This window comes from Bacillus sp. FAU20, from assembly GCF_056033865.1.
In genome coordinates this window covers 100,331-118,324 of record NZ_JBVYHY010000021.1, presented here as the reverse complement: position 1 = coordinate 118,324, position 17,994 = coordinate 100,331, and the positions used below count along the sequence as shown (strand labels likewise).

17 protein-coding genes and 3 pseudogenes are annotated in these 17,994 nt (G+C 36.2%); 14 read left to right on the top strand and 6 right to left on the bottom strand.

Annotated features, from left to right (window positions below; genetic code table 11):
• Window positions 1–42: 42 nt before the first annotated feature.
• The 3 genes and pseudogenes from AC0OM3_RS14395 to AC0OM3_RS14385 all read left to right on the top strand — a co-directional run bounded on the left by AC0OM3_RS14395 (window position 43) and on the right by AC0OM3_RS14385 (window position 3,533).
• Window positions 43–2,868 carry a YhgE/Pip family protein gene (locus AC0OM3_RS14395; RefSeq protein WP_474212195.1) on the top strand — a complete coding sequence of 942 codons (2,826 nt, stop codon included), beginning with the start codon at window positions 43–45 and terminating at the stop codon, window positions 2,866–2,868.
• Between the two features lie 143 nt (window positions 2,869–3,011).
• Entirely contained in the window at window positions 3,012–3,224 is a 213-nt protein-coding gene (locus AC0OM3_RS14390) for a hypothetical protein (RefSeq protein WP_474212192.1), read from the top strand.
• 3 nt (window positions 3,225–3,227) lie between these two features.
• Window positions 3,228–3,533, top strand: a pseudogene (locus tag AC0OM3_RS14385) (DUF2087 domain-containing protein).
• A 26-nt stretch (window positions 3,534–3,559) separates the two neighbouring features.
• Here the strand turns inward: AC0OM3_RS14385 and AC0OM3_RS14380 are convergent.
• Window positions 3,560–3,913, bottom strand: coding sequence for a PH domain-containing protein (locus AC0OM3_RS14380; protein ID WP_001068226.1), 354 nt, complete (start codon window positions 3,911–3,913; stop codon window positions 3,560–3,562).
• Between the two features lie 133 nt (window positions 3,914–4,046).
• On the opposite strand from AC0OM3_RS14380, the gene AC0OM3_RS14375 reads away from it, so the two are divergent.
• Window positions 4,047–4,556, top strand: coding sequence for a GNAT family N-acetyltransferase (locus AC0OM3_RS14375; protein ID WP_000620464.1), 510 nt, complete (start codon window positions 4,047–4,049; stop codon window positions 4,554–4,556).
• Between the two features lie 194 nt (window positions 4,557–4,750).
• Window positions 4,751–5,764: a LacI family DNA-binding transcriptional regulator gene (locus AC0OM3_RS14370; RefSeq protein WP_000103715.1), complete on the top strand. Its 1,014-nt coding sequence runs from the start codon at window positions 4,751–4,753 to the stop codon at window positions 5,762–5,764.
• A 39-nt stretch (window positions 5,765–5,803) separates the two neighbouring features.
• Here the strand turns inward: AC0OM3_RS14370 and yhfH are convergent, their stop codons facing one another.
• A complete protein-coding gene (yhfH, locus tag AC0OM3_RS14365) occupies window positions 5,804–5,932 on the bottom strand; it encodes a protein YhfH (RefSeq protein ID WP_000567010.1) in 129 nt (42 codons plus the stop codon).
• Between the two features lie 180 nt (window positions 5,933–6,112).
• Between yhfH and AC0OM3_RS14360 the strand changes: the two genes are divergently transcribed.
• From AC0OM3_RS14360 to AC0OM3_RS14340, 5 genes and pseudogenes are all read left to right on the top strand, one after another.
• Window positions 6,113–6,847 (top strand): MBL fold metallo-hydrolase, encoded by a 735-nt coding sequence (locus AC0OM3_RS14360; protein WP_000784679.1) that lies wholly within the window; start codon window positions 6,113–6,115, stop codon window positions 6,845–6,847.
• 9 nt (window positions 6,848–6,856) lie between these two features.
• Window positions 6,857–7,846, top strand: coding sequence for a lipoate--protein ligase (locus tag AC0OM3_RS14355; protein WP_000897281.1), 990 nt, complete (start codon window positions 6,857–6,859; stop codon window positions 7,844–7,846).
• Between the two features lie 260 nt (window positions 7,847–8,106).
• Window positions 8,107–8,535, top strand: coding sequence for a hypothetical protein (locus tag AC0OM3_RS14350; RefSeq protein WP_474212188.1), 429 nt, complete (start codon window positions 8,107–8,109; stop codon window positions 8,533–8,535).
• A gap of 161 nt (window positions 8,536–8,696) precedes the next feature.
• Window positions 8,697–10,229, top strand: coding sequence for a fatty acid--CoA ligase family protein (locus tag AC0OM3_RS14345; protein ID WP_474212186.1), 1,533 nt, complete (start codon window positions 8,697–8,699; stop codon window positions 10,227–10,229).
• 36 nt (window positions 10,230–10,265) lie between these two features.
• A pseudogene (locus AC0OM3_RS14340) lies at window positions 10,266–11,014 on the top strand (S-layer homology domain-containing protein); the annotation flags it as partial.
• 149 nt (window positions 11,015–11,163) lie between these two features.
• Here AC0OM3_RS14340 and cytK2 read toward each other — a convergent pair.
• Together cytK2 and AC0OM3_RS14330 are read right to left on the bottom strand one after the other, a co-directional pair.
• Window positions 11,164–12,174, bottom strand: coding sequence for a beta-channel forming cytolysin CytK2 (gene cytK2 / locus AC0OM3_RS14335; protein WP_000830610.1), 1,011 nt, complete (start codon window positions 12,172–12,174; stop codon window positions 11,164–11,166).
• Between the two features lie 143 nt (window positions 12,175–12,317).
• A pseudogene (locus AC0OM3_RS14330) lies at window positions 12,318–12,431 on the bottom strand (TetR family transcriptional regulator); the annotation flags it as partial.
• Window positions 12,432–12,465: 34 nt separating this feature from the next.
• Here AC0OM3_RS14330 and AC0OM3_RS14325 point away from each other — a divergent pair.
• Window positions 12,466–13,572 (top strand): metallophosphoesterase, encoded by a 1,107-nt coding sequence (locus AC0OM3_RS14325; RefSeq protein WP_000793735.1) that lies wholly within the window; start codon window positions 12,466–12,468, stop codon window positions 13,570–13,572.
• Window positions 13,573–13,706: 134 nt separating this feature from the next.
• On the top strand, window positions 13,707–14,684 hold the full coding sequence (locus AC0OM3_RS14320) for an HD domain-containing protein (protein WP_474212183.1): 978 nt from the start codon (window positions 13,707–13,709) through the stop codon (window positions 14,682–14,684).
• Between the two features lie 43 nt (window positions 14,685–14,727).
• Here the strand turns inward: AC0OM3_RS14320 and AC0OM3_RS14315 are convergent, their stop codons facing one another.
• Window positions 14,728–15,852: an anti-sigma factor gene (locus AC0OM3_RS14315; protein ID WP_208906582.1), complete on the bottom strand. Its 1,125-nt coding sequence runs from the start codon at window positions 15,850–15,852 to the stop codon at window positions 14,728–14,730.
• A 5-nt stretch (window positions 15,853–15,857) separates the two neighbouring features.
• Complete coding sequence (locus AC0OM3_RS14310) at window positions 15,858–16,343, bottom strand: RNA polymerase sigma factor (RefSeq protein WP_474212181.1); 486 nt, start codon at window positions 16,341–16,343, stop codon at window positions 15,858–15,860.
• A 137-nt stretch (window positions 16,344–16,480) separates the two neighbouring features.
• On the opposite strand from AC0OM3_RS14310, the gene AC0OM3_RS14305 reads away from it, so the two are divergent.
• Together AC0OM3_RS14305 and AC0OM3_RS14300 are read left to right on the top strand one after the other, a co-directional pair.
• The gene (locus tag AC0OM3_RS14305) at window positions 16,481–17,383 is read left to right on the top strand and encodes an AraC family transcriptional regulator (RefSeq protein ID WP_000446843.1); all 903 of its coding nucleotides are present in this window, start codon (window positions 16,481–16,483) and stop codon (window positions 17,381–17,383) included.
• Window positions 17,384–17,443: 60 nt separating this feature from the next.
• Complete coding sequence (locus AC0OM3_RS14300; protein ID WP_208906585.1) at window positions 17,444–17,809, top strand: VOC family protein; 366 nt, start codon at window positions 17,444–17,446, stop codon at window positions 17,807–17,809.
• Window positions 17,810–17,994 lie beyond the last annotated feature (185 nt).

The following is a 17,994-nucleotide window of genomic DNA, read 5'->3' as shown; positions in this document are numbered from 1 at the left end:
ACTAAATGAACATTTTAGTCATTTGAAAGAGGGGGAGTAAAGATGAAATGGAATCAGTTACTTCGGAAAGAGTTTAATGAAATTATAAAAAGTAAAAAAATATTAATTCCAATTATCGCGGTTTTATTCGTACCAATTTTATATGCAGGTATGTTTTTATGGGCTTTTTGGGATCCATATAAACAGTTAGATGATTTACCAGTTGCGGTAGTCAATTTAGATAAAGGTGCAGTATTTGATGGGAAACCAATTGAGGTCGGAAAAGGGCTCGTTGATAACTTAAAAGATAATACAAGTTTCAAATGGGAATTTGTAAGTGAAAAAGAAGCGAAAAAAGGAATGGAAGGTAGAAAGTATTACATGTTAGTACGCATTCCAGATGACTTCTCAAGTAACGCTACAACGTTATTAAAAGATGATCCAAAACCATTAAACTTAGAATACATTCCAAACGAAAGCTTAAACTTCTTATCTTCACAAATTGGCGGAACAGCAATTGAAAAAATTAAAGGCGAAGTATCAAGCACGTTAACGAAAACATATGCAGAGACAATGTTTGATTCCATTCAAGACGTCTCAAAAGGATTAGCAGATGGAGCGGAAGGTGCAAATAAACTACACGACGGATCAAGTGAGCTGCATGATGGTTCAAGTAAAGTGACAGATGGCCTTCATACACTGCAAGGGAAGTCTGGGGAGATGAAGGATGGGGTTGGAAAACTATTTGATGGATCAGGGAAAGTGACAGCAGGTTTAAATACGTTAAATAGCAAAAACGGTGAAATGCAAATAGGTATCGGGAAATTAGTGGATGGATCAGGAAAAGTAACAGATGGTTTACATGCACTAAATAGTAATACAGGTATCGGAAAATTAGTAGATGGCTCCGGAAAAGTAACAGACGGTTTACATGCACTAAATAGCAATGCAGGTATTGGGAAATTAGTAGACGGATCGGGCAAAGTAACAGACGGTTTAAATACGTTAAATAGTAAAACGGGTGAGTTGCGTGATGGATCTGAGAAAGTGACCGGTGGCTTGAACAAATTAATAAGTAAATCCGGTGAATTAAAAACAGGAACAACGGACCTATCAAATGGTATGGGAAAACTTGTTGAAGGGCAAAGCCAATTAGAGGAAGGTTCTCAAGCGATCCAAAAGGGATTGCAAGAGTTAAATAGTAACGTACAAAAGTCTGCTGCAGGCTTAGAGGAAATGCAGTCGAAAGTTCCTTCTATATTGAATACAGTAAATGAAAAAATAGATGGAGCTGGGGAGAATGTAAATCAGTTAAATGAACTTACGCAATCAACAGCAGGAGATGCTAAAACTGCAGCGCAAGATGTAGCGAATTTACAAAAGCAAATTGAAAGTTTACCAAAAGAATATCAAGAGCAGTTACAGCCATTCGTAACAAGTGCTGTAAAAAGTACAGCGACAGTTCAGCAAAAAGCTGCCGGAGTAGCAGGTGGAACAAATAAATTAAATGAAGAAGTGAAACAATTAAAAGGTGAAATACATCAAACAACAAATGGGTTGCAAAAAAACTTACCAAATCCAGCAGGGATAAAAACTCTAGCAGGTGGTATTGAGAAACTAACGAGCGCACAAAATGAATTTGTTAGTAAGTTTCATGGATTTGGTGAGGGATTAGATAATGCAAAAATAGGTGCCGATAAATTAAAAGATGGATCAGTTCAATTAATTGATGGAGTAACGCAATTACAAAGTGGCTCTGGAAAAGTGACAGCAGGATTAGGTCAATTATCTGCAGGAGTAAATCAATTAGCAGATGGGTCTGGTCAAGTAACAGGCGGTTTAGGAACATTATCTGTAGGAGTATCCAAATTAGCAGATGGGTCTGGTCAAGTAACAGGCGGTTTAGGGACATTATCTGTAGGTGTAACGAAATTAGCAGATGGCTCAAGCCAAGTAACAGGTGGTTTAGGAACATTATCTGTAGGAGCAAACCAAATGGCAGGTGGAGTAAATCAATTAGCAGATGGCTCCGGTCAAGTAACAACAGGCTTAGGTGCATTATCAACTGGCTCAACCCAGCTAATCGACGGCGTAAATAAACTAGCAGACGGATCAGGAAAAGTAACTGATGGACTAGTGAAAGTAAATGATGGTTCAGGTGAACTTGCAGAGAAACTTGGCGAAGGGGCAGAGAAAACTGGTGAAGTAAAAGGAACGGAGAAAACGTATGATATGTTTGCAAGCCCTGTAAAAGTGAAAACGGAGAAAATGGCGGAAGTTCCAAACTACGGGACTGGATTTACGCCGTATTTCTTATCACTTGGTTTATTTGTTGGGGCATTATTATTATCAATCGTATATCCATTACGTGATACAGTCGGTGTTCCAAAATCAGGGTTTAGCTGGTTTATTAGTAAGTTCGGTGTTTTACTATCAGTCGGTATTATTCAAGCGATAGTAGCAGATATTATATTACTATTCGGATTAGGTGTAGAAGTACAAAGTATTCCGTATTTCATACTCTTTAGCATCGTTACAAGTTTAGCGTTTATCGCGTTAATTCAATGTTTAGTAACAGCATTCGGTGATGCAGGGCGTTTCATTGCTATCATCACATTAATTATTCAGCTTACAACAAGTGCTGGAACATTCCCATTAGAGTTGATTCCGAAGTTTTTACAACCATTCAATGCGTGGTTACCGATGACATACTCTGTATCAGGATTGAAAGCAGTCGTATCAAGTGGAGACTTTAATTTCATGTGGCAAAACATAGGAATGCTCATGATCTTTATCGTTGTATTATCACTTGGAACGATCGCTTCCTTAACTTTGATGCACAAACGAAAATTTAAAAATGTTGCTGAAAATCAATCGGTTGAAGCGTAAAAAAAAGCACCTTTTTGGTGCTTTTTTATTTTAATAGAGGGCATCTTTTCCTTAGTTCATCTATAAATCTTTCTAAAACCTATAAAAACGAAAGAAAAGGAATTACAACAATTTACAGAGAAACATAGGGTAGAGGAGTTGATATGATGAAAGGCAATCTTACTTATTATTTTATCCTAAATCCGCTAATAATCTTTCTTGTTTATGCCCTTTCACCTATATTGTTTGATAAAGAAGTATATACAAGTATGAAAGATGCATTTGGAATACTTACGTTCTACTATGTGTTAATGGGTGGATATTACTTTATTGATATTTTAAGTGAAAAGATAAAGAAAAAAAGTGCTGGAGGATAAAAAATGACTGGAAGTGAAATGAAATTCCGTAATACGACCATTCGTAACTTTTTCGATAAAGAGGATCGCTTAAAATCGATTCCAGGTTAAAAGAAGAAAAAACTAGTATTGTTAGAGCATTTAATTAGCAAGTTAAATGCTGAAAATCAATATACAGAAAAAGAAATTAATACATTTATAAAACAATATCATGATGATTTTTGTACAATTAGACGTGAATTTATTGTACAGGGGTTTATGGATAGAGAGGATAATATGTACCGTATAAACGGGAGAGAAGTTTGGACGAAGTGGGAGGAGTTAAAATAATGAATCAGCGAGGGGATCCCCGCTGATTATAAGCCTGTGCTAGTCTTGCTGTTTCTTTGTAGTAAGTCTATGAACGCTTCAACATTCGAACTTGTAATGTATCCAAGCGTTATATATTCATCTTCATAGTAAAATATTATTTTTTTGTCAAAGATTCTTCTCTTCGTTTCTATAGATAGAATTTTTTCATAATCAAATTCGGCAATGAATGTGTTTTTATATTGGCTAAAAAAGAGAAGTCTTTGATTAGTAGCAAGTAACATGCCAGGATACGGGACTTTATGCGTAATCATATAGCCAGTAAGTGAACATTTTAAAGTAGATAAAACCTTTTCTTCTTTATGTAATAGTTGTTTTGCAGCTGTTAAGATTGGATTCATTGCATACATTCCTTTTATTTTGATGTATGAATATTGTATCAAGAGTAAAAAGATTCTCAATATGCAATATTGCATATTGGACGTTTTATAGTTTTAATATTATTTTTAAAAAGAAAAAGTACGAGGTGATTCAATGATACGGTTAGTAAAAGAGACTGATGCAGAAGCAATTATGGATATTAGAAAAGAAATCATATTATCGGAAACTACTACAAAATTTTTTATAGTATCTCCAAAGAAATTACAAAATGATACGAATGCAGAAAGAGAAAAGATACGGAAAATTAATGAGAAAGGCAATCTTTACATAGTTTATGAAGTAGATAAAAAAGTGGTTGGCTTTTTACTTTTCAATCGATATGAATTAGACCGCTTACGACATGCAGGTACAATGGGAATGGGAATTAAAGAGGCGTACTGTAATCAAGGTATTGGTACGAAGTTAATTGAATTTCTTATTCGTTGGGCTAAAGAGCAGAAAGGTTTAGAGAAAATTTGCTTAGGCGTAGTTTCTATTAATGATAGGGCGATTAAGGTGTATAAACGTATGGGATTTGTAGAGGAAGGCAGACAAAGAAAGCAAATAAAGTATGAAGATGGATCATATGGAGATGACGTATTGATGGGGTTTTATATTGAATAAAGGATATATGGTATTAAGAAAAGGAATGTACCTAACGTAAATTTCTAAAAGCAGTATATTGCTCCTGCATTAACAGACTTTTTCCTATGTATAATATTAATATAGTAAAATCATAACAACCGATATTGCAGTTTCCAATAATATACTATATAATCAATTTAAGAAAACGTTTTCATGCAAAGGGGGAGAATTTCGTGTCGACTATAGAGGACGTGGCGAAATTAGCGGGGTTATCAAGGACAACGGTTTCTAGGGTGATTAATAATCATCCATATGTTTCAGATGAGAAGAAAAAAAGGGTTCAATTAGCAATGAAGCATTTAGGCTTCGTTCCTAATTCTGCGGCGAGAAGGCTTCGTAAACAAAAAACGGAAACAATTGCGGTGCTAGTTCCAAGGATTACAAATCCTTTCTTCAGTAGATTTATTGAAGCAATCGAGATTGCTGCTTCTGAACATAAATATAAACTGATTATTTGTCAAACAAGATATTTACCGGAAAAAGAGATGGAGTATTTACAATTATTATCTACGAAACAAGTAGATGGGATTATTCTATGTTCACTAGAAAATCCGTGGGAAGATGTAGAGCCATACTTACAGCACGGTCCAATCGTGTTGTGTAATGAATATATTGAGGAAGCAAATATTCCAACAGTGAAGTTTGATCATGCGCAAGGAGCATACATAGCTGCGAAGCATGTGTTAGATCAAGGATATCGTAATCTTATTTTTTGCCGTGGTAACGAAACCAAAGTCGTTAGCCAGCAGCGAAAAATGGGCTTTTTACGTGCAATAACTGAGAAGAGCCGCCAAGTAGAAGCGATTGACTTTCTTGAAAACGCTTTCTCTTGGGAAGATGGAAAACGAATATTCCATGAAGTATTAAAGGACAAAAAAAATCCTACCGCGATTTTGGCAGGAGGCGATGAGGTAGCAGCTGGAATTATCTCAGAGGCGAAACGCCATAACTGGAGCATTCCAGATGATCTTGCTGTTATCGGTTTTGATAATCAAATATTATCGCAGATTACAGAACCAGGTATTACGACAATTGAACAGCCAATTGATGAAATGGCCCGAAAAGTTGTCGACCTAATGATGGATAAAATCCATACGAAAAATTATCGAAAAAAAGAATTGTATGAGTTTGAACTGGAGCTCTTGGTGAAAGGTTCAACGATGAAGGATAAGATGTTATTAGCCTAGTAGACTATGTCTGCTAGGTTTTTTTATGTTCACAAACTACTATTCTTCGTGAACGCAATCGTCACATTTATTATGGTATGCTTCGTGCTGCTCATCAATTTCTTTCCCGCAGTGTGCGCAAGTTTTCGTCGGTAAATTTCTGAAAAACTCCATTGGTTGATCGATCATGTCAATCCCTCCATTTCCATTTCTTACTATCATTGTATTAGTACAAAAAATAAAAGTCAACAACTGTTTTATAACAAAATTGAAAATTAATGAAAAAGTTTAGGAAATGGATTATAGTTAACAATGTAGGATGTAAGTAAAACATGCATTTCTACTCGGTTTTAGAAAGGATGGATACATATGAAAATGACTGTTGTCGGCTTTTGGGGCGGCTTTCCAGAAGCGGGAGAAGCAACGTCGGGGTATTTGTTTGAACACGATGGTTTTCGTTTACTTGTAGACTGTGGTAGTGGTGTACTAGCACAGCTTCAAAAATATATAACACCATCTCATATAGATGCAGTTGTACTGTCACACTATCATCATGATCATGTTGCGGATATCGGGGTATTGCAATATGCGAGATTAATTATGAGCGGGGCGAAGGGGCAACTACCGGAATTACCAATATACGGCCATACCTTTGACGAGAATGGATTCCATTCTTTAACGCATGAACCACATACGAAAGGAATCGCGTACAATCCAGAAGAAACACTTCAAGTTGGACCGTTCTCGATTTCATTCTTAAAAACTGTTCATCCTGTTACATGCTTTGCGATGCGTATTACAGCTGGAGATGATGCTGTAGTATACAGCGCTGATTCAAGTTATATTCCTGAATTCATTCCATTCACGAAAGATGCTGATCTTTTCATTTGTGAGTGTAATATGTATGCACATCAAGAGGCTGCAAAAGCAGGGCATATGAATAGTACAGAAGTAGCAAGTATTGCGAAAGATGCAAATGTAAAAGAACTTTTATTAACGCACTTACCGCATACAGGCAACCCAGCTGATTTAGTAACAGAAGCAAAACAAATTTTCAGTGGCCATATTACGCTAGCGCATAGTGGCTACGTATGGAACTCATGAGGTGATACGATGTTATTTATTGATAATAAAGGAATTACAGACCCTAGAATAAACTTAGCAATTGAAGAATATTGTGTGAAGAATTTAGATATTAACGAAACATATTTACTGTTTTACATTAATGAGCCTTCGATAATCATTGGTAAAAACCAAAACACAGTAGAAGAAATTAATGCAGATTACGTAAAAGAAAAAGGTATTCATGTCGTTCGTCGTCTATCAGGTGGAGGCGCAGTATATCATGATTTAGGAAACTTAAACTTCAGTTTTATTACGAAAGATGATGGAGACAGTTTCAGCAACTTCAAAAAATTCACAGAGCCTGTAACGAAAGCGCTTAGTAAATTAGGTGTAAATGCAGAACTAAGTGGTCGTAACGACATTTTAGCTGAAGGTAGAAAAATTTCAGGTAACGCGCAGTTCTCAACGAAAGGTCGTATGTTCAGTCACGGTACGTTACTATTTGACTCTGAAATCGATCACGTCGTATCAGCATTAAAAGTAAAAATGGATAAGATTCAATCAAAAGGTATTAAATCAATCCGTAGCCGCGTTGCGAACATTACAGAGTTCCTAAACGAAGAAATGACGACAGAAGAGTTTAGACAACTTCTTCTAGAAACAATTTTCGAAGGAGAAACAGAAATCCCAACGTATGAATTAACAGAAGAGGATTGGAAAGAGATCCACAAACTTTCTGAAGAACGCTACCAAAATTGGGATTGGAACTACGGAAAATCACCGAAGTTCAACTTACAACATTCACACCGCTTCCCAGTTGGACAAGTTGACGTTCGTCTTGAGGTGAAAAAAGGAACAGTAACAGAATGCAAAATTTACGGTGACTTCTTCGGTTCACTAGATGTGCATGATATCGAAGAGCGTCTAACAGGCGTTCAATTCGATAAAGATGCATTCACTGTAGCTTTAGAAGGCGTAGATATCGCACGCTACTTCGGTAACATTACAACAGAAGATTTCTTACATTTATTCTTCTAAAAATGAGGGAGGCTGCCATAATGGGTAGCCTCTTTCTTTTTGTGTAGATTGTCAGATTTTGTCGGTAAGTCGATATAACTGGAAAATCGCTGATATAAACCGAGTTGCGCTGATATATTTGAAAAATCGCCGATATAAATCGAGCTGCGCTGATATAACTGAAAAATCGCTCATATAATTTCATTTACCACAAAACATAAAATCACAGGACATTCGCCCCTCGTAAAGGAATATATATATACAAAAGGAGGCGAATCGAAATGAAAAGGGTAATGTACGTTGTATTATTACTCAGCTTCGTCGTCGGAATGACAGCGTGTAGCAGTGGATCGCCCTCAAGTCGTATAATTTTGTCTATCGGAAAACCAGCGGAGGATAATGTTATATATTTTACGCATACAGATAACAAACGAAAGATACATGATATACAAGACATGTTTCAAAATAAGAAGTGGAAAAGAAATGAAACATTCAGCACTGTTAATAAAACACCAGATGTCGTCTTATCAATAGATGAAGACAATACAGGGTTACCGGCATTATATGTTACCGTGTATTTTCATGAAAATGGAGTGGACGTTTTGAATTTGTATGGGGAGTATACGAGCTTAAATAAAGAGGAACTTGAAAATCTTAGAAAAAAGATGAGTGCATATTATCCTAAAATGATTTTTGGTCTAGTGTTATAAATTACTTGTAAATAAAATCCCCTTATTTTTCCAAAGTAAACTAAGAAAAGGTGATCTGTCTATATGCAGTTAATAGAATATCACTTGCCACTTTAATTTTCTTTTAATATAATTAATTTAGAATTTTTAAATATTCTAAATTTTATAAAGGTGGGGTTTTTGTGAATCTCGTTCAATCTTTGGCTGAAACGGCAAAAAAGAAGGGGGATAAACCGGCTTATATATTTATGGATCAGTCGGTCTCTTATGACCAATTAAACAAAATGGTCACAAGGTTTTCTAGCAATTTAGCAGAAATGGGCATTGGAAAAGGGGACAATGTCGCATTAGTTGTTGGGAACTCACCACATTTTTTGGTCGGTTTATACGGAACAATGAAAGCCGGAGCAACTGTTATTCCAGTTAATCCAATTTATACAGCAGACGAAATGCATTATATTTTACAAAATGGAGATGTAAAAACAATCATCGTACTCGACGTCCTTCTACCTGTTATACAATCTCTTACAACAAGACTTCCTTCATTAGAAAACATCATCATATGTGAAACCTCATCAGATTTTAACCATACAGAAACCGAAAAAATGAAAACGTTTACTAGTTTTGTGGGGACTGGAGATACAACTTACGAAGGTCCTGAACTAGATGAAGAAGATGTAGCGGTTATTCTATACACTTCGGGCACAACTGGAAAACCGAAAGGCGCTATGTTAACACATAAAAATTTATATAGTAATGCGAACGATGTGGCGTCGTATTTACAATATACGGCTGATGACCGCGTTGTTGCGGCACTGCCTATGTTCCATGTATTCTGTTTAACAGTTGCGGTAAATGCACCGATTGTGAACGGGGCAACGATTTTAATGTTACCGAAATTTAGTCCGAAAGAAGTATTCCGTATTTGTCGCACGTACGAACCAACGATCTTTGCTGGCGTACCGACAATGTACAATTATTTATATTTATTTGAAGAAGCAAGCGCAGAAGATGTGAAGACGCTTCGTCTTTGTATTTCCGGTGGTGCATCGATGCCTGTTGCTCTTCTACAAAACTTTGAAAAACGTTTTAACGTTATTGTTTCAGAAGGATACGGTTTATCAGAAGCATCACCAGTTACTTGTTTCAATCCGCTAGATCGTCCTCGTAAACCAGGATCAATTGGCACAAATATTTGGCATGTAGAAAATAAAATTGTAAATGAACTTGGGGAAGAAGTACCTGTCGGCGCAGTCGGCGAATTAATCGTTCGCGGACCTAACGTTATGAAAGGATACTATAATGCACCAGAAGATACAGCTGCGACATTGAAAGACGGCTGGCTATATACAGGTGACTTGGCGAAAATGGATGAAGAAGGTTACTTCTATATCGTGGATCGTAAAAAAGATATCGTCTTAGTTGGCGGTTATAACGTATACCCTCGTGAAGTAGAAGAAGTATTATATACGCACGAATCAGTAGCGGAAGTTGTCGTAATCGGTGTTCCTGATGAAAACTTAGGAGAAGCTGTGCGAGCGTACGTCGTTTTGAAGCAAGCAAACGTAACAGAAGAAGAGCTAATGCATTACTGCACGTTACATTTAGCGAAATATAAAGTGCCGAAAAGCATTGAGTTTTTAACAGAACTGCCGAAGAATACGACAGGTAAGTTGCTGAGAAGAGCTTTGAGAGAAAAAGCGATGCAGGTTTAAATATAGGGGCAACCATCTTTATGAAGATGGTTGCCTTTCTATTATCTTAGAGTAGAGAATCAAAAAAATTAGGAACATTCCATGATGTAAAAGTAATTTCCGAAGATAAAGCAAATAGCGGTACGAAAGTTGTTCAATTTGAAATTGATGAGTTCTCGAAAAAATATAATATGCAAATGCATATATTAATTCCAGGAATTAAATATGATCATACATATCAAGTACAGTTTGAAATCTATGCGAGTGCAATTGATCAGAAGTCTAAATTCTCTGACGTACCAACTTGGGCACAAGAATCAGTTCAATATTTAGTAGATAAAGAGGCAGTACACGGTAAGCCAGACGGTACATTTGCTCCGGCTGAAAGTATCGATCGTAGTTCAGCTGCAAAAATATTAGCAACTGTTTTAGGTTTAGAAATTAAGAAAGATGCAAAGTCATCATTCCCTGATGCACAAAATCACTGGGCAACTCTATACATTGCTGCTGTTGAAAAAGCAGGTATTGTAAAAGATGATGAAAAGGGTAACTTTAATCCGAGTGGGTTAATTAACCGTGCATCAATGGCTTCTATGCTAGTAAATGCATATAAATTAGAAAGAAATGAAAATATAAAACTACCGAAAGAATTTGCTGACTTAAACAATCATTGGGGTGCGAAGTATGCCCATATTTTAATCCAAGAAAAGATTTCAATTGGAACAGATAATGGCTGGGCTCCAGATAAAGCGGTAAGCCGTGCGGAAGCAGCAAAATTTATTGCGAAGGCGGATAAGTTGAAGTAAAGTGTCGACATTAGCTTTAAGTAGAAAGGCACATGAGTCTATCCATGAAATGAAAAAAAGGTCTGTTTATGTTACTAAAAGAACTGAAAGATTTTTTATTTCAATAAAAAACTGAACCACCATCTAAATGGCGGTTCGGTTTTCTTTATCTATTTTTTCTCTACCAATTTTTTATTCTTCCAATCTAGTGTGAATGATTTGTTAAATGTTTTTTGATCAACGTCTTTTACGTTGTTTCCAACCCAGTTTGCAGTTCCGAATGTGTAGCCTGGACGAAGTTGGTAGTCGTCGGCGTGTTTTGTATAAGCGACTTGTAAGTTAGATTGATCTGTATTTTTTTCAGAGATAACAACAGCAATCATACCAGGAGAGAAACCGCTATTTGTTAATGCTGGAAGTTGATCCATCGGTATTAAATTACCTTTTGCATCAGATTCATATAGGTATGTGCGAGAGTACATGAACAGTTGGTTTCCATATAAAGAATGATAGGAGTCACGTGTGTAAATACCCCAGTTTTGATTGTTATATCCATTAAAGAATACGTTCCACTTTACGTTTTTGTTTGTTTGGTCAATTAAATTTGTTTTATAACTAGTTTGTTTATAGCTTACAGAGTCAGACCAAGTGACTTGACCAGTTGCACCAGCTTCACCGCTAGGGCCATTAGGCGTTACAGAAGCTTTAACAGAGCCACCAAGTTGATAAGATACGCTAGATGTTACAGTCGTTTCTTCTACAGCATTTGTAGGTGCTACGTTAAAGAAACGAGCGCTGTTATCTTGAAGGTTAAATGCAACATCATATTGTGAAGGATAACGTAATGTTGCACTAGCGCCAGGGATTGGGTAGTTATCAATAGGTGCATCACTTATAGTAGGATTTGCTTTTAGAAAACTACCAGTTGTATTAATAACGGCAATCTGTTTATCAGCGCTTGGGTCATCGATAAAAGTTACCTTTAAAGACATTGTCATATTATCAGCTTGATCATTATTAAATGTATTATAACTCGTATGTGTTTTTGCATTTTGCCCGATATCTGTTACAACTTGTGACGTTGTTTGAGCGTAAGTAGCAGGTGTTGAAAGAGTTAAAGCGCCACTAGCAAAAACAGCGGATAATGCTAAACATTTTAAGGATGTTTTAGAACGTTTCATACAATCACTTCCTTTTATCTTTGTCGATATATGTCGTATTACATTTATATCGTAACATGAAAATAAAACGGAATGGATGGTTATGCATAATTGCATAGATGATTTTTGAAGGATAAAGATAATAGAATTTCATCCAACACTTAAGACTCCAAAATGCCCATTACAGCCGTTCTTAAAAATTTTAAGACGATATGTTTATCAATGTTTTTATTGTGAAGATTGAAGTGCTTAATATTTACGTTATAAGTGCATAACAAGTTATAATAGAAGAAATCAATAAGGAGGCTGGCTGTGAAGAATCTTCGTTATCTCAATATATTTACCATATTAATTATATACACACTACTTATGTTTTACATCGGCTGGAACGGATGGGTTTGGCTTCATGCGGTATTTGGCTGGGAATCTTGGGGGTATTATGCTTTCATAGTTGCATTTATTTCATATGCGTACATTCTCGTGCAAGTGTTTAAGTTTTTGCCATTTCTGCGAACGATAGGTTCGATTTGGTTTGCGGTTATACAATATGCGCTTATGCTGTTGCCATTAGCTAATATTATGGTCTTTCTTTTACAGTTTTCAGTAGAGAAAGAAGCGGCAATTATTTGGACAGGGGCGGCTGTGATAGCTGCATTTATCTTTATCTTTGCGTATGGAGTATTTAATGCGTATAGCCCGGTGGTAAGAAAGTACGAGGTGCACATACCGAAAAAGGTAGAGGGGCGTAAAAGTTTACGCATTGCGATGGCTTCTGATATGCATTTCGGTAAACTGTCTGGCGTTTCGCATTTAAAAAGACTTGTTCGTCATGTAAATGAAATGGAGCCCGATATTATTTTGCTACCAGGTGATATTATCGATGATCATCCAGGTGTGTTCATTCAAAAGAATATGGGACCAATCATGAAACAAATGAAAGCACCATTAGGCGTATATGGCGTATTAGGAAACCATGAATACTACGGTAGAGCGGTTCCAGAGTTTTTACAAGAGATGGATAAGATTGATATTCGTATTCTTTTAGATGAAGTAATTACAATTGAAGATGACTTTTATCTCGTTGGAAGAAGAGATAAAACAGAGCGAGATCGTCAAAGCTTTGAACAATTAATGAGTACGGTAGATAAATCGATGCCTGTTATCGCAATGGATCACCAGCCATTTGAGTTGAAACAAGCAGCAGCGGCAGGTGTAGATTTATTATTATCCGGTCATACACACCGCGGACAAATGGCGCCCAATCATATTGTAACGAGAAGAATGTACGAGCTAGACTGGGGATACGCACAAAAAGGCGCGTTCCACGCAATTGTTTCTTCTGGATTTGGATTTTGGGGACCACCGCTTAGACTTGGAAGTAGGTCGGAGATTGTGCAGGTAGAAGTTACATTTGAATAGGGGTTATGAAATAGAGAGCTGATGGCTCTCTATTTTTTTAAATAAAAACAAATAACAATAAATATTTATGTTGGTGCTAATTTCATAAAAGAGATAAGATTATAAGACTCGATTAAAATAAAGGGGGATTGTAAGTGATCATATCAGATGTACTATACGGAGAATTTGAAGTGGATCAAGTAGTAGAAGAATTAATTTCAAGTAAGTCTATGCAAAGACTAAAGGGAATTCATCAAGCAGGCGCAAGTTACTTAATGAACGAGAAATGGAATGTAACGCGCTTTGATCATTCAGTTGGTGTTATGTTGTTAGTGAAAAAACTAGGTGGTTCAGTAGAAGAACAGATCGCTAGTTTACTGCATGACGTATCGCATACTGCTTTTTCCCACGTGATTGATTACGTTTTTCATAATGAAGATGAAAGTTACCATGAAGAGATATTTAGTTCTGTTGTGAAAAACTCAGAAATTCCAGCGATCCTTGCGAAGTATGGTTATAACTATGAAGATATTTTGTTAGATGATTCGAAGTGGACGTTACTGGAAAGGTCAGCGCCAGAATTATGCGCAGACAGAGTGGATTATACATTACGAGATATGTATACATATGGGTATGTTTCTTTAGAAGAAGTTCACATTTTTTTAGAAGATGTCATCGCTGTAGATGGGAAAATGGTTGTTCAAAGTGTCGAAATGGCAGAATGGTTTACAGAAACGTATTACAAAGAAGTAATTGATTTCTTTATGAAACCAATGAATATTTACGGAAATGATATGTTAGCGAAAACGTTAAAGTTATCTCTTCATAAAAAGGTTATTCATGCAGATGATTTTCTTCTTGAAGATGATGAGCTTATTTCGAAATTGCAGCAATGTAATGATTCAGAAGTACATGCTTTATTAAGAAAAGTTCATCCGAATGTAAAAGTAAAAGAAGATAGAAACGATTATGATTTGTATCAGAAAAATAAAGTGCGTCTTATTGATCCACCGTTACTTCGTGAAGGGAAAATCGTTCAGTCGTCTGTTGTGTCAGAAAACATAAGACAGATGAGTGATATTGCTTATGAAAAAGCGGTGAGAGGGATGTATGTGAAAGTGATTTCGGATTAAAAAAGAAGTAGCGCATCGTTTTTAGAGCGCTACTTCTTTTTTATTAATAATCAAACCAATTCCAAATCTCAATATCTCCAAGAGTCGCATAACGTACGTGCGGGGAGTTTTGTAATTTTAATAACTCTTTCGATGGGCCAGTAATAACAACTCCGTATACTTTTACACCGTTATCCTTTACATATTGATAACGTTTATCTAAGTTTAGTTCGTTCTCAGAAAGCGCTGCTATTTTGCTTACCGTTTTTTTATGGATAGAAAGGACGCGCATCATTTCGGTTACTTTGTCTTCTTGCGTTTTCTGCCCGTCAGTTTCATTATCGAGGAATCTTACATGTTCTGGAAACCCTATAGCTTCTCCGCCATGTAGGATATAGTCATCTACATTTTTTCTTTCTTGTCCTGTATCTAAAGCGTACCATACAGGAGTTGGAGGGAGTTCTTGTGCCTCGAATATGCTATATAAAAGCGGTTCTAATTCTTTTAAAGTGTAAGCTTTATCAAAAGAAATTGCTACTTCTGCAACGGTTCCATCATGTACTTTTGCAAGTGTATCCCATACTTTTTTTGATGAATCCTTTAAATAATCACCCTGCTCTGTTTTTGGATGAACAAAGAAGAGTTTTGGTTGATAGAACGGATTCATCCAAGTTTGCTTCGTGATATCTACAGATGATAAGAAGCTTTTTGTTTCTATTGTACCGAGGGGCATTTCTTTTTTACCGACGGTTCTTACTAAATCAAATTGGCTATTCGTACGGAAAAAAGCTTCTACACTTGTTCCGCCTCCCATAACGCGGCTATTTGGGATAGTTGCTTCAAGTGCAAGAGAAGGAACCTCTCTAATTTCTTTTAGCCTTTTATCATTATTAGCTTGAAAATAAAAGGCTGATAATACCCCGCCGATTATATAGATAACGATGCAAATTGATAATATAAAACCAAACGTTTGTAAACGATGTTTCCACTTAATTCTCCAAAAAGGAATTTTAAGATCTTTTGGAGGTAACTTTTTCTTAATTGGTTCTGTTTTTGTTAACAGCTCATCTAAGTAAGCTTCACAAGCTTCACATGACTCAATATGATTTTCTAGCTGCTCTTGTTCATTACGGGTGAGTGTTCCTTGTTCATATTTCTCCCATAGTTTTTTAAATTCTGTACAACCCATCTGTATCACTCCTTTATGCTTTTTATTTCTTTTCGTCCCCTGTGTAATTCAATTTTCACTTTCGCTAATGAGAGACCAGTCATTTCTGCTATTTCCTTATAGGAGAATCCATAGTAATCTCGTAGTAGCAGGGCATTTCGTCTTTCGAGCGGAAGAGCGTATAAACTTTCTAACCAACTAGCAATCTCAAATTTTACGAAATATGCATGTTCTGTACTTGGAACGTTTGGTAAATGGGATTCTGCAACTTCTGTTGTTTTATATTTCTTTTCTTTTCGATACCAATCGATAAAGGCATTGTAGGCAATTGTAAATAACCACGGCCTAATTTCTTCGCCTTTATAATAATCAATATGGACGAGCATTCGGTAAAATGTTTCTTGCATGAGATCTTCCGCATAGTGGGAATCTCCGGTTAGGGAGAGAAGATAGCGAAATAAATCTTGCATATGCTCTGAGTAAATTTCTTCTAATGATTGTTTGCGTTTCACTACATTTCCCTCCCTTCATACATAACAACGAAATACATATAAAAAAGTTACAATTTTTTATGGAATTATAGTAAAAAACGTCAAGAATTGGATTGTGTTCTCTTTTATCATAATACATATAAGGCGGGTGAACAGAGATGGAAAGCTATGAAACACAAATTCAAAGGTCAATTGATTATATTGAGGAAGATGTAATGGAAAAACAGACGCTGCGTAATTTAGCACGTATTGCAGGTTTTTCTGAGTCGCATTTTCATCGTGTATTTCAGGCATTAGTAGGTGATACAGTAATGGAGTATGTTCGAAAGCGGAGGTTAGCCCGGGCAGCTTATCAACTTTCTCATACGGATGAAAAAGTTATTGATATCGCATTTGAGCATGGCTTTCAATCTCACGAAACGTTCACGAGAGCCTTTAAGAAATTATTTCAAATGACACCAAGTGAATATCGAAAACAAGAAATTGAAACACCGATGTATTACAGCGTGAATGTAAAGCAAAGAAAATTAAATCCGTATTTAGGAGGCATACAAATGGAATATCGTATTGTAAATAAACCAGAATTTTTAATGGCAGGTTATGAACTGAAGACGACAAGTAAAGAAGGGAAAAACCATCAAGACATCCCAGCATTTTGGCAAGAATATTTACAAAAAGATCTTGGAACAACGATTCCGAATCGTAAAGATACGAGCCAATGGGTAGAGCTTGGATTATGTACTGATTTTAATTTAGAAACAGGGGACTTCACTTATATTATTGGAATGGAAGTTACAGACTTTGAAAATGTACCAAATGAAATTGCAAAGCGTACTTTCCCTGCAGCAACATATGCAGTATTTACAACGCCGAAAGTTCCTCATGAAGAAATGGTATCGTCTATTCACCAAACTTGGAATGCAGTATTCTCAGAATGGTTCCCACATTCAGGATATGAACATTGCGGAGTTACAGAGTTTGAACTGTACGATGAGCGTTGCCACGAAGATAAGAGTGAGTTTGCACAAGTAGAGCTTTGGATACCGGTGAAGAAAAAATAATAGGGTAAAAGCGAATCATTGGGAGATGGTTCGCTTTTTCATAAAAGGGGAAATGGGAAAATGTTCAAAAAACTAGAATGTGTATCTATACATACGAAAGATATAGAAAGATCAGTTTCTTTCTATAAAGAAATGGGAATGAAGCAAAACTGGATGATAGAAAGAGAACTAGAAGAAGGGAGTATTTGGACGTTAATAGGATTGAAATTTCCAGATGAGAAAAGTTCGGAGTTAGTAATAAGCAATCATCCGGATATTAATTTTACGGAAGTTGAAGTATTAGTAGAAGATGTACAACAAACGTATGAGAGTTTAAAAGATAATAAAGATGTAAAGTGGATTCGCGAAGCATTTCCAACAGAATCAGGACATGTTGCAGTAATGGAAGCACCTGATGAGAATGTGTTTGTGTTAGTAGGGAAATAGTTGAAATATGGCGTGACCTTTCATAGTGAATTATGAAGGGTTATTTTTACTTTGTATAGTAGGGAGGTAGGTTAGTATTGTCGGTTTTTGCCGGTAAGTCGATATATCTAGAAAATCGCTGATATATTTTGAATTGCGCCGATATATTTCGGAAATCGCTGATATAATTCGAGTTGCGCCGATAT